We start from the raw sequence: 12,371 nt of genomic DNA on the forward strand, positions 1-12,371 counted from the left end.
AGGGAAAAAACAAAAGGCCGGAATCTCCGGCCTTTTGCAATCAACGCGGGCTGATTAATCCTGAAGACCGAGTTTTTTCTCCAGATAGTGGATGTTAGTACCACCATGCTGGAAGTTCTCGTCATTCATGATGCGGATCTGCAAATCAACGTTGGTTTTGATGCCGTCGATGATCAGTTCCTGCAATGCGTTTTTCATACGGGAAATCGCAACGTCGCGAGTTTCACCGTAGCAAATCAGTTTGCCGATCATTGAGTCATAGTACGGCGGTACTGTGTAGCCCGCGTAGATATGAGATTCCCAACGAACGCCAAAACCGCCCGGCGCGTGGAAGCGCGTGATTTTACCCGGGCTTGGCAGGAAGGTGTCCGGGTCTTCGGCGTTGATACGGCATTCCACCGCATGGCCGCGAACCTGTACTTCGTCCTGCTTGATAGAGAGCGGTTGGCCTGCGGCGATGCGCAGCTGCTCTTTAATCAGGTCAACGCCGGTGATCATTTCGGTAACCGGGTGTTCTACCTGAATACGGGTGTTCATCTCGATGAAGTAGAACTCGCCGTTTTCGAACAGGAATTCGAAAGTACCCGCCCCGCGATAGCCGATATCCACACAGGCTTTAGCGCAACGTTCGCCGATGTAGCGGCGCAGCTCTGGCGTAATGCCCGGTGCTGGCGCTTCTTCGACCACTTTCTGGTGACGACGCTGCATAGAGCAGTCACGTTCTGCCAGATAGATTGCGTTCCCCTGACCATCAGCCAGTACCTGGATTTCCACGTGGCGTGGGTTTTCCAGATATTTTTCCATGTACACCATGTCGTTGTTGAAAGCCGCTTTGGCTTCCGCTTTCGTCATAGAGATGGACTGCGCCAGGTCGGCGTCGTTGCGCACAACGCGCATACCACGACCGCCGCCGCCGCCGGAGGCTTTGATGATAACCGGGTAGCCGATACGTTTTGCATGGGCGCGGTTAGCGTCCATATCGTCGCCCAGCGGGCCATCGGAACCTGGTACGGTCGGAACGCCGGCTTTCTTCATTGCGGTGATAGCAGACACTTTATCGCCCATCAGGCGAATAGTGTCGGCTTTCGGGCCGATAAAGATAAAGCCAGAACGTTCAACCTGCTCAGCAAAGTTGGCGTTCTCGGAGAGGAAGCCATAACCTGGGTGAATTGCTACTGCGCCAGTGATCTCAGCTGCGCTGATGATCGCCGGAATGTTCAGGTAGCTTTTTACGGACGGAGCCGGGCCGATACAGACCGTCTCATCCGCCAGCAATACGTGTTTTAAATCGCGATCCGCAGTGGAGTGCACAGCGACGGTCTTGATGCCCAGCTCTTTACAGGCACGAAGAATACGCAGTGCGATCTCGCCACGGTTAGCGATGACAATTTTATCCAGCATCTTCGCCTCGTTACTCGATGATGACCAGCGGCTCGTCAAATTCAACCGGTTGCCCGCTTTCGACCAGAACGGCTTTCACTACGCCCGCTTTATCAGCTTCGATCTGGTTCATCATTTTCATCGCTTCTACGATGCACAGGGTGTCGCCCACGTTAACTTTCTGACCCACTTCCACGAAAGCTTTCGCTTCCGGGCCTGGTGTACGGTAGAAAGTACCGACCATCGGGGAACGTACGATGTGACCACTGATTTCAGCTTTAGCCGGAGCGGATTCTGCTGCTGCCGGAGCGGCAACTGGCGCTGGCTGAGCCTGAGCGGCCGGCGCGGCATAAGCCTGCTGCATTACCGGGAAGCTAGCTGGCGCGGTTGCGCGGCTGATGCGTACTGACTCTTCGCCTTCAGAAATTTCCAGTTCAGAAATGCCAGACTCTTCGACCAGCTCGATCAGTTTTTTAATCTTACGAATATCCATGAGTGGGTTCCGTACTCTTTGTTTAGTGTGATTGTGACAGGCGTTTTACCGCCGTCTGTAACGCGTATGAATAACCATCTGCGCCTAACCCGCAAATAACGCCAGCGGAGACATCAGACAGATACGAATGATGGCGAAACGGTTCGCGCGCATGCACATTGCTGAGGTGAATCTCGATAAACGGGATACTCACCGCCAGCAGCGCATCTCGAAGGGCAACGCTTGTATGCGTAAACGCGGCCGGATTGATCAGGATATAGTCGACAGAGTCTTTAGCCTGATGAATTCGGTCGATGAGTGCGTACTCCGCGTTGGATTGCAGATGATCCAGCTCAACGTTCAGTGCCTCCGCTTCATGTTGCAAACCGTTTACGATTTGCGCAAGCGTCAGCGTTCCGTACTTCTCGGGTTCACGGGTACCGAGCATGTTAAGGTTCGGGCCGTTTAAAAGCAAAATGCGAAACTTGTCTGCCATTGTGCTGCTATCTCCTGCAATTCTCCGGTAAAAAACAAAATATACCTTCGATGCGCGATTGTCACCTTTTCAGGGGGACAAAACCCCTGTCAGGAAAACTGAAGTCGCACATTATAACTATTTCGTAGCATTTGGCAGCTAAATACTGGTCTTATCAGGGAAGATTATCAACCGCATTCGTGTAAAGTCAGGACGGAGTTCAGTAATTTGCGGTAAACCGCACATATCTCGCAACTAGCGCCACCACTGGCGGAACTTCTTGTAACGCCATGCTAAAAGCGCGACTGCGCACACAGCATAAAGCAGCGGCTGCGGCGATAAAATTTTTACCGACCACAGGTAGTGAACCGGCGCGAGGATCGCTACCAGATAGACGAAGTTATGCAATAACTGCCAGCGTCGGCCCAGTTTTCGCTGCATCCACTGGGTAGAGGTCACCGCCAGCGCCAATAAGATCAGCCAACTGGCAAAACCGAGCAGCAAATAGGGGCGCATCACCAGTTCCTGTCCCAATAGCGACAAGTTGTTGATACCCAATTCCAGCAGGGCATAGCTACATAAATGCAACGTGGCCCACGAAAAACACCATAACCCCAACAGGCGGCGAGTGCGTATCAATAATGGCTGTTTAGCGTAGCGCGCCAGCGGAGAAACCAACAAGGTCGCCAGCAGTAATTTCAGAGCCATCCTACCGGTGAAGTGCTGAATATCTTTTGCCGGGTCGGCGCTGAGTTGCCCGGAGGATGCGGCCCAAAAGAGCCAGACTAACGGTAAAAATGCCGCAAGATGCAGGCAAAGTTTCAGCCAGCGAATGTGTGTAACGGTTAAGCGCATTAAAAATTCTCCCGCAAATCCAGCCCGCGATAGAGCGAAGCGACCTGGTCGGCATAGCCATTAAACAGCAGCGTCGGCTGACGTTTTACATCCAGGATCCCGCCGGAACCAATAAAGCGTTCGCTCGCCTGCGACCAGCGGGGATGGTCGACGTGCGGGTTCACGTTGGCATAAAACCCGTATTCATCAGCTGCGGCGAGGTTCCATGTGGTTGGCGGGCGTTCGCGGGTGAGCTTAATCGAGACAATCGACTTGATGCCCTTAAAACCATATTTCCACGGCACGGTGAGGCGAATGGGCGCGCCGTTTTGCGGCGGCAGCGCTTTGCCATACACGCCGACGGTCAGCATAGTGAGCGGGTGCATCGCTTCGTCCAGTCGTAACCCTTCGACATAGGGATATTTCAGCCCGCCGCCGATAAAGCGGTCTTTTTGTCCGGGCATCACGTCGGGCGCGTACAGCGTCTGGAAAGCCACGTATTTTGCATTGCTGGTGGGCTCAACCAGCGATAAAAGTTTATGTAAAGGAAAGCCTACCCACGGCACGACCATCGACCAGGCTTCTACGCAGCGCATCCGATAAATACGCTCTTCCAGTGGAAAACGGCGGGTGAGGTCATCGTGATCGAGCGTCAGCGGTTTTGCCACTTCGCCATCAATCGTCAGTTTCCAGGGATCGGTCGGCAAACTGCCTGCGTTAGCTGCCGGGTCAGCTTTATCGAGGCCGAACTCATAAAAGTTGTTGTAACCGGTGACTTTATCTTCCGGTGTTAATGTGAGTTTGTTTTGCCATTCGGCGGGTTTGCTGAAATCGAGCGGTTTACCGGAAGGCGCGGGCGGGCGATCGTTGCCCTTAAACCAATCGCTAAGGCCAGCCTGAGCAGGAAGCGCCATGGCAGCCGTACTGATTCCTAACATCTTCAGCACCTGGCGGCGCTGCATCATAAAGACGGACTCTGCGGTCACGTCGGCTTCGGTTAATTTTTTCACGCTATTTCACCTCTCCGTCATTTTTACTAAGCATGACGGAGAGGCGTTATTCGCGCGAATATGTCACGAAAATTTGAAGATTAGGCGATTTTTACCAGCGTACGGCCCTGCGCCTGATTGTTGATAATCGCTTCGGCAAACTGCGGTGCTTTATCGAGGGTGATTTCCGTAGCGCTTTGCGCGTAGAAAGGCGCCGGCAGATCGTTCACCAAACGCTCCCATGCGGCAGTGCGGCGCGCAATCGGGGTCATTACTGAATCGACACCCTGCAAACGGACGTTACGCAGGATAAATGGCATTACGGTTGTCGGCAGCGCGAAACCGCCCGCCAGGCCGCAGGCCGCCACGCAGCCGCCGTAGTTCATTTGCGCCAGCACTTTCGCCAGCACTTTGTCGCCGACGGTATCGATAGCCCCGGCCCAAACCTGTTTTTCCAGTGGGCGCGTTTCTGCGAACTCATCACGGGCCAGAATACGATTAGCCCCTAATTGACGCAGATAATCGTGGGTGCTTTCGCGACCAGAAACAGCGGCCACCTGATAACCCAGTTTATGCAGCAGTGCGACCGCGGTGCTGCCTACGCCGCCGCTGGCACCGGTTACCACGATTTCACCATCTTGCGGACGCACGCCCGCGTCTTCCAGCGCCATTACGCACAGCATGGCAGTAAAACCGGCGGTACCAATAATCATCGCTTTACGGCCATCGAGTCCATTTGGCATCGGCACCAGCCAGTCGCCCTTCACCCGGGCGCGCTCAGATAAACCGCCCCAGTGATTTTCCCCTACGCCCCAACCGGTGAGCAGTACCTGCTGACCGGGCTGGAAGCGCGCGTCGTCGCTGGCGTGTACCGTACCGGCGAAATCAATGCCGGGCACCATAGGGAAATTACGGATAATTTTGCCTTTCCCGGTGATTGCCAGCGCGTCTTTATAGTTCATGCTGGACCACTGAATATCCACGGTGACATTCCCTTGCGGCAACAGGCTATCGTCGATGCGCTGTACCGATGCAAGGGTTTTTCCGTCCTGCTGTTCTAAGATTAATGCCTGCATAACCCGTCCTCAATGGCTCGATGTTTGGTAAAATTACTCTCAGAACTATACTCGCTACACACAATTCTATGTCGATTTGGCGCAATAAATTGCCAGAAACCCCTGATTTGGTAGTATGCCGGGTTCATTTGATATGTTAGTGCTCACTTTTGACGGAGCGGGCAGCCGGGGCCGGGCGATTTGTCGGGTGACGATTAACCAACGGAGTTAAATCAGGGATGCGATTAACGACGAAATTTTCCGCTTTTTTTACACTGCTGACCGGGTTAACTATCCTGGCGACATTGATTGGCTCGTCGCTGAGTTTTTATAACGGCATTCAATATAAAGTGAAGGGCCGCGTAGAGGCGGTCGCTACGGTGTTGGATAACCGCCTGTTAACCCACTCCTTCGAGCAGTTGGCGCCTCAGCTTGATGAAATGTTTGCTCCGGTGGATGTGGTAAGCGTCGATTTCCTCCAGGATGGAAAAAAGGTATACCACTACGCGCGCAAAAGCAGCTACCGGCCGGTGGGCAGCTATTATCGTTATCGCGAACTGCTCATTGACTCTGTTAAGCATCCCGGCATGCAAATTAAGCTGGAATATCAGGATCCGATGGCGAACTACTTCCGTTCGTTGATGACCACACTGCCGCTGACCCTGACCATCGCTTTTATGGTCATGATGGTGTTTATCGCGGTGCGCTGGCTGCGTCGCCAACTGGCGGGGCAGGAACTGCTGGAGTCACGGGCGATTCGCATCCTGAACGGCGAGCGTGGCGCGAAAGTTAAAGGCAACGTCCACGAATGGCCCGCCCGCACCAGTAGCGCGATGGACGTCCTGCTGTCAGAAATTCAGTTTGCCGCTGAGCAGCGTAGCCGAATGGACACGCTGATCCGTGCCTACGCCGCGCAGGATAATAAAACGGGCCTCAGCAACCGTCTCTTCTTTGATAACCAACTGGCGACGCTACTGGACGATCAGGAAAACGTTGGCGCGCACGGTATCGTGATGATGATTCGTCTGCCGGATCTCGATTTGCTGCGCGATAGCTGGGGCAATGAAGCGGCAGAAGAGCATCTCTTCATGCTCATCAACCTGCTTTCTACCTTTATGATGCGTTATCCAGGCGCCTTACTGGCGCGATATCACCGTAGCGACTTTACTGTATTGTTGCCTCATCGCACCTTAAAGGAAGCGGACAGTATCGCCGGGCAATTGCTCAAGGCCGTCGATGCGCTGCCGATAACTAAAATTCTTGACCGTGATGACATGATGCATATTGGTATCTGCGCCTGGCGTAGCGGGCAGACCAGCCAGCAGGTGATGGAACATGCGGAATCTGCGGTACGTAACGCGGTGTTGCAGGGCAGTAACAGTTGGGCGATTTACGATGATTCACTGCCGGAGAAAGGGCGAGGCAATGTGCGCTGGCGTACGCTTATCGAACAGATGCTGCGACGTGGCGGCCCGCGTTTATACCAGAAACCGGCGATAACGCTTGATGGGCATGTCCACCATCGGGAACTGACCTGCCGTATTTATGACGGTAATGAAGAGGTGATTGCAGCAGAGTACCTGCCGATGGTGCTTGAGTTCGGTCTGATGGAAGAGTATGACCGTTTGCAAATTACCCGCGTATTGCCGTTTTTAAATTTCTGGCCAGAAGAAAATCTCGCCTTACAGGTTTCTGTCGAGTCGCTCATCCGCCCGCGTTTTCAGCGCTGGCTGCGTGATACCTTAATGCAATGCGAAAAATCGCAACGCAAACGGATTATTTTTGAACTTGCAGAGGCAGATGTTTGTCAACATATCAGCCGTTTGCAGCCCGTCGTGCGTTTAATTAACGCCTTAGGGGCCAGGATCGCCGTTATTCAGGCGGGTTTAACCCTGGTGAGCACCAGTTGGATCAAGCAGCTTGAGGTTGAACTCATCAAGCTTGACCCCGGCCTGGTGCGCAATATTGAGAAGCGGAGTCAAAACCAGTTGCTGGTGCAGAGCCTGGTTGAAGCCACGAAAGGCACAACCATGCGGGTTTTTGCGCCGGGCATCCGGAGCCGTAGTGAATGGCAGGTACTGACAGAGTGTGGCGTTTCCGGCGGGCAGGGTGATTTTTTTGCCGCCTCACAACCACTTGACACGAATGTGAAAAAATATTCGCAAAGATACTCTGTTTGACCTGCTGTTTAACGTGTTTATCACGTAGAATAATGCGCGCGGTTTATTCGGGGGTGTGCGTGTCTGCTCGCCGGGTATATGTCGCATCATGCAAGTCGACGACCTTTGAAACAGGTTGCAAGTCCAGATTGGGATACGGTAATGACTCCCGACGCTGATGGAGCCAGGTTGGATTTGTAACAGAGGAAACGAACTGCACTAATTTTCACCGTTGCAGATGATTTTTGCGCCTTGTCGCTGCTGCGTGTGGTTGGTAAAGTAAGCGGATTTTGTTTTCCGCCCCAGCTTTCAGGATTATCCCTTAGTATGTTGAAAAAATTTCGTGGCATGTTTTCCAATGACCTGTCCATTGACCTGGGTACTGCGAATACCCTGATTTACGTAAAAGGACAAGGCATCGTATTGAATGAGCCTTCCGTGGTGGCCATTCGTCAGGATCGTGCTGGTTCTCCGAAAAGCGTCGCTGCCGTCGGTCATGACGCCAAACAGATGCTGGGTCGTACGCCTGGCAATATCGCGGCTATTCGTCCGATGAAAGACGGCGTTATCGCCGACTTCTTCGTGACCGAAAAAATGTTGCAGCACTTTATTAAACAGGTGCATAGCAACAGCTTCATGCGTCCGAGCCCGCGCGTACTGGTTTGTGTGCCGGTGGGCGCAACGCAGGTTGAGCGTCGTGCGATTCGTGAATCCGCTCAAGGCGCAGGCGCGCGTGAAGTGTTCCTGATTGAAGAACCGATGGCTGCGGCAATCGGCGCAGGCCTGCCGGTTTCCGAAGCGACCGGTTCTATGGTGGTTGATATCGGTGGTGGTACCACTGAAGTGGCGGTTATCTCCCTGAACGGCGTGGTTTACTCCTCTTCCGTACGTATCGGCGGCGACCGTTTCGATGAAGCTATCATTAACTACGTGCGTCGTAACTACGGCTCTCTGATCGGTGAAGCCACCGCAGAGCGCATCAAGCACGAAATCGGCTCCGCTTACCCGGGTGACGAAGTGCGTGAAATCGAAGTCCGTGGCCGTAACCTGGCTGAAGGCGTACCGCGCGGTTTCACCCTGAACTCCAACGAAATCCTCGAAGCGCTGCAGGAGCCGCTGACCGGTATCGTAAGTGCCGTTATGGTTGCACTGGAACAGTGTCCGCCGGAACTGGCGTCCGACATCTCCGAACGCGGTATGGTTCTGACCGGTGGTGGTGCGCTGCTGCGTAACCTTGACCGCCTGTTAATGGAAGAGACGGGCATTCCTGTCGTTGTTGCTGAAGATCCGCTGACCTGTGTGGCGCGCGGTGGCGGCAAAGCGCTGGAAATGATCGATATGCACGGCGGCGACTTGTTTAGCGAAGAGTAGTCAGCCTGAGTCCGGGGTAGCTTTCGGGCTACCCTTGATTTTACTGACACGAGAATACGCATAGCCTATGAAGCCCATTTTTAGCCGTGGCCCGTCGCTACAGATTCGCCTTATTCTGGCGGTTCTGATCGCGCTTGGCGTTATCATCGCCGACAGCCGCCTTGGTATGTTCAGTCAGATCCGAACATACATGGATACCGCCGTCAGTCCTTTCTATTTTGTCTCCAATGGTCCCCGTGAATTACTCGACAGCGTGTCACAAACGCTGGCCTCGCGTGACCAACTCGAACTCGAAAACCGGGCACTTCGCCAGGAACTGCTGCTGAAAAACAGCGACCTGCTGATGCTGGGTCAGTACAAACAAGAGAACGCCCGTTTACGTGAACTGCTGGGTTCGCCGCTGCGTCAGGATGAGCAGAAAATGGTGACGCAGGTGATCTCCACCGTTAACGATCCTTACAGCGATCAGGTAGTTATCGACAAAGGTAGCGTCAATGGCGTCTATGAAGGCCAGCCGGTCATCAGCGACAAAGGCGTTGTCGGCCAGGTGGTGGCCGTCGCCAAACTGACCAGCCGTGTCCTGTTAATTTGCGATGCCACGCATGCGCTACCGATTCAGGTGCTGCGTAACGACATCCGCGTGATTGCCGCCGGCAACGGCTGCACCGACGATCTCCAGCTTGAACACCTGCCTGCCAACACGGATATCCGCGTCGGAGATGTGCTGGTGACGTCTGGCCTGGGCGGTCGTTTCCCGGAAGGGTATCCGGTTGCGGTGGTCTCCTCCGTGAAGCTCGATACCCAGCGCGCGTATACCGTGATTCAGGCGCGTCCAACCGCGGGCTTACAGCGTCTGCGTTATCTGCTGCTGCTGTGGGGCGCCGATCGTAATGGCGCGAACCCGATGACGCCGGAAGATGTGCACCGCGTGGCCAACGAACGTTTGATGCAGATGATGCCGCAGGTGTTGCCATCCCCGGATGCCATGGGGCCGCCAACGCCAGTACCGGCACCTGCCACGGGGCTTGCAACCTCGCCCACGGAAACCCAGCCGACTGAACTCTCCCCTCAGGGAGGGCCATAGTGGCAAGTTACCGTAGCCAGGGACGCTGGGTAATCTGGCTCTCGTTTCTTATCGCACTGCTGCTGCAAGTGATGCCCTGGCCGGACAACATCATCGTTTTCCGGCCAAACTGGGTTCTGCTTATCCTGCTTTACTGGTCACTGGCGCTGCCGCATCGGGTGAATGTCGGTACCGGTTTTGTGATGGGCGCGATTCTGGATCTCATTAGCGGCTCAACGCTCGGCGTGCGCGCGTTGTCGTTGAGTATTGTGGCGTATCTGGTGGTGCTCAAGTATCAGCTGTTTCGTAATCTGGCGCTCTGGCAGCAGGCGCTGGTGGTCATTCTGTTGTCGCTTTCCACGGATATTATTGTTTTCTGGTCAGAGTTTTTAGTGATCAACGTCTCTTTCCGACCGGAAGTGTTCTGGAGTAGTGTAGTCAATGGCGTACTCTGGCCGTGGATCTTCCTCCTGATGCGCAAAGTTCGTCAGCAATTCGCCGTGCAATAAAGGTCGTTATGAAAATTTATCTCGCTTCAGGCTCCCCGCGTCGCCAGGAACTACTCACCCAACTGGGTGTGGCGTTTGAGAAAATCGTTCCAGGTATTGAAGAGCAGCGCCGTCCACAGGAAAGTGCGCAGCAGTACGTGACGCGACTGGCGCGAGAAAAAGCGCAGGCCGGAGTGGCAATGGTTGATCAAGACCTCCCGGTTCTGGGTGCGGATACTATAGTTATCCTCAATGGCGAAGTGCTTGAGAAACCGCGTGATGCCGCCCATGCGGCAGAGATGCTGGGTAAGCTTTCAGGGGAAACGCATCAGGTAATGACCGCCGTCGCGCTGGCAGACCGCCAGATTACGCTCGACGCGCTGGTGGTCACCGATGTGACGTTCAGAGTACTTTCCGAACACGATATCGCAGGCTACGTTGCCAGCGGTGAACCTTTAGATAAAGCAGGTGCATACGGTATTCAAGGGTTGGGTGGCTGTTTTGTCAGGAAGATAAATGGCAGCTATCACGCCGTAGTCGGCTTACCGCTGGTGGAAACGTATGAGTTGCTCAGTAACTTTAACTCACTACGTGAGGAAAGGGATAAACATGACGGCTGAATTATTAGTGAATGTGACGCCATCCGAAACGCGTGTGGCGTATATCGATGGCGGCATTTTGCAGGAAATTCATATTGAGCGTGAAGCGCGACGCGGAATCGTAGGCAATATCTACAAAGGTCGTGTCAGTCGTGTATTGCCAGGGATGCAGGCGGCTTTTGTAGATATTGGCCTGGAGAAGGCCGCATTCCTTCACGCCTCCGATATTATGCCGCACACCGAGTGCGTGGCGGGTGAGGAACAAAAACAGTTCACCGTACGCGATATCTCTGAGTTGGTGCGTCAGGGGCAGGATCTCATGGTGCAGGTGGTGAAAGATCCGCTCGGCACCAAAGGCGCGCGTCTGACGACTGATATTACGCTCCCTTCACGTTACCTCGTTTTTATGCCCGGCGCGTCCCACGTCGGCGTTTCCCAACGTATTGAAAGCGAAGCCGAACGCGAACGCCTGAAGAAGGTGGTAGCGGAATATTGCGACGAGCAAGGCGGATTTATCATTCGTACAGCGGCAGAAGGCGTGTGCGAAGAGGATTTAGCCTCTGACGCCGCGTACCTCAAACGCGTGTGGACCAAAGTGATGGAGCGTAAAAAACGCCATCAAACACGTTATCAGCTTTACGGCGAGCTGGCGCTGGCGCAACGCGTGCTGCGTGATTTCGCGGATGCCCAGCTTGACCGCATTCGCGTTGACTCGCGTCTGACTTATGAAGCGCTGCTGGAGTTCACCGCGGAATACATCCCGGAAATGACCAGTAAGCTGGAGCACTACACCGGCCATCAGCCCATTTTCGATCTCTTTGACGTCGAAAATGAAATTCAGCGCGCGCTGGAACGTAAAGTAGAACTGAAATCGGGTGGCTACCTGATTATCGATCAGACCGAAGCGATGACCACGGTGGATATCAACACCGGAGCGTTTGTCGGCCACCGTAATCTCGACGACACGATATTCAATACCAACATAGAAGCGACCCAGGCTATCGCGCGTCAGCTCCGCTTGCGTAATCTGGGCGGCATTATCATCATCGATTTTATCGATATGAATAATGAAGATCACCGCCGCCGCGTGCTGCACTCGCTGGAGCAGGCCCTGAGCAAAGATCGCGTGAAAACCAGCATCAACGGCTTCTCTCAGCTTGGGCTGGTGGAGATGACCCGTAAACGTACCCGTGAAAGCGTGGAGCATGTGCTGTGCAATCAATGCCCGACCTGCCATGGGCGCGGCACGGTGAAAACCGTCGAGACGGTATGCTATGAAATCATGCGCGAAATTGTGCGCGTGCATCATGCGTATGATTCCGACCGCTTCCTCGTGTATGCATCACCGTCGGTGGCGGAAACCCTGAAAGGCGATGAATCCCATGCGCTGGCGGAAGTCGAAATCTTCGTTGGCAAGCAGGTAAAAGTACAAATCGAACCGCTCTATAACCCAGAGCAGTTTGATGTGGTCATGATGTAAAGCAGC

General features: G+C 54.1%; 12 protein-coding genes. 6 read left to right on the forward strand and 6 right to left on the reverse strand.

Going from position 1 to position 12,371, the window contains the following annotated elements:
* Positions 1 to 54: 54 nt before the first annotated feature.
* The 6 genes from accC to DBY68_RS04170 all read right to left on the reverse strand — a co-directional run bounded on the left by accC (position 55) and on the right by DBY68_RS04170 (position 5,226).
* Complete coding sequence (accC, locus tag DBY68_RS04140) at positions 55 to 1,401, reverse strand: acetyl-CoA carboxylase biotin carboxylase subunit (RefSeq protein ID WP_108474915.1); 1,347 nt, start codon at positions 1,399 to 1,401, stop codon at positions 55 to 57.
* Between the two features lie 10 nt (positions 1,402 to 1,411).
* Positions 1,412 to 1,873, reverse strand: coding sequence for an acetyl-CoA carboxylase biotin carboxyl carrier protein (gene accB, locus DBY68_RS04145; protein ID WP_108474916.1), 462 nt, complete (start codon positions 1,871 to 1,873; stop codon positions 1,412 to 1,414).
* A gap of 22 nt (positions 1,874 to 1,895) precedes the next feature.
* Positions 1,896 to 2,348: a type II 3-dehydroquinate dehydratase gene (gene aroQ, locus DBY68_RS04155; RefSeq protein WP_108474917.1), complete on the reverse strand. Its 453-nt coding sequence runs from the start codon at positions 2,346 to 2,348 to the stop codon at positions 1,896 to 1,898.
* A 234-nt stretch (positions 2,349 to 2,582) separates the two neighbouring features.
* A complete protein-coding gene (gene msrQ / locus DBY68_RS04160; protein WP_108474918.1) occupies positions 2,583 to 3,182 on the reverse strand; it encodes a protein-methionine-sulfoxide reductase heme-binding subunit MsrQ in 600 nt (199 codons plus the stop codon).
* On the reverse strand, positions 3,182 to 4,126 hold the full coding sequence (msrP, locus tag DBY68_RS04165) for a protein-methionine-sulfoxide reductase catalytic subunit MsrP (RefSeq protein ID WP_229837724.1): 945 nt from the start codon (positions 4,124 to 4,126) through the stop codon (positions 3,182 to 3,184). The genes msrQ and msrP overlap by 1 nt, the downstream gene beginning before the upstream one ends.
* Positions 4,127 to 4,251: 125 nt before the next feature.
* A complete protein-coding gene (locus tag DBY68_RS04170) occupies positions 4,252 to 5,226 on the reverse strand; it encodes an MDR family oxidoreductase (RefSeq protein ID WP_108474920.1) in 975 nt (324 codons plus the stop codon).
* Between the two features lie 218 nt (positions 5,227 to 5,444).
* Here DBY68_RS04170 and csrD point away from each other — a divergent pair, with 218 nt between their 5' ends.
* The 6 genes from csrD (at position 5,445) to rng (ending at position 12,365) form a co-directional block, all read left to right on the forward strand.
* Complete coding sequence (csrD, locus tag DBY68_RS04175; protein WP_108474921.1) at positions 5,445 to 7,385, forward strand: RNase E specificity factor CsrD; 1,941 nt, start codon at positions 5,445 to 5,447, stop codon at positions 7,383 to 7,385.
* A 306-nt stretch (positions 7,386 to 7,691) separates the two neighbouring features.
* Positions 7,692 to 8,735 (forward strand): rod shape-determining protein MreB, encoded by a 1,044-nt coding sequence (gene mreB, locus DBY68_RS04185; protein WP_000913396.1) that lies wholly within the window; start codon positions 7,692 to 7,694, stop codon positions 8,733 to 8,735.
* 67 nt (positions 8,736 to 8,802) lie between these two features.
* Complete coding sequence (mreC, locus tag DBY68_RS04190) at positions 8,803 to 9,819, forward strand: rod shape-determining protein MreC (protein WP_108474923.1); 1,017 nt, start codon at positions 8,803 to 8,805, stop codon at positions 9,817 to 9,819.
* Positions 9,819 to 10,307 carry a rod shape-determining protein MreD gene (mreD, locus tag DBY68_RS04195; protein ID WP_108474924.1) on the forward strand — a complete coding sequence of 163 codons (489 nt, stop codon included), beginning with the start codon at positions 9,819 to 9,821 and terminating at the stop codon, positions 10,305 to 10,307. Before mreC ends, mreD begins: the two co-directional genes overlap by 1 nt.
* A gap of 8 nt (positions 10,308 to 10,315) precedes the next feature.
* Positions 10,316 to 10,906 (forward strand): nucleoside triphosphate pyrophosphatase, encoded by a 591-nt coding sequence (locus DBY68_RS04200; protein ID WP_108474925.1) that lies wholly within the window; start codon positions 10,316 to 10,318, stop codon positions 10,904 to 10,906.
* Positions 10,896 to 12,365, forward strand: coding sequence for a ribonuclease G (rng, locus tag DBY68_RS04205; RefSeq protein WP_108474926.1), 1,470 nt, complete (start codon positions 10,896 to 10,898; stop codon positions 12,363 to 12,365). The genes DBY68_RS04200 and rng overlap by 11 nt, the downstream gene beginning before the upstream one ends.
* Positions 12,366 to 12,371 lie beyond the last annotated feature (6 nt).

The sequence above is a fragment of the Pseudocitrobacter sp. RIT415 genome, assembly GCF_003057695.2.
Taxonomy (GTDB): domain Bacteria; phylum Pseudomonadota; class Gammaproteobacteria; order Enterobacterales; family Enterobacteriaceae; genus Pseudocitrobacter; species Pseudocitrobacter faecalis.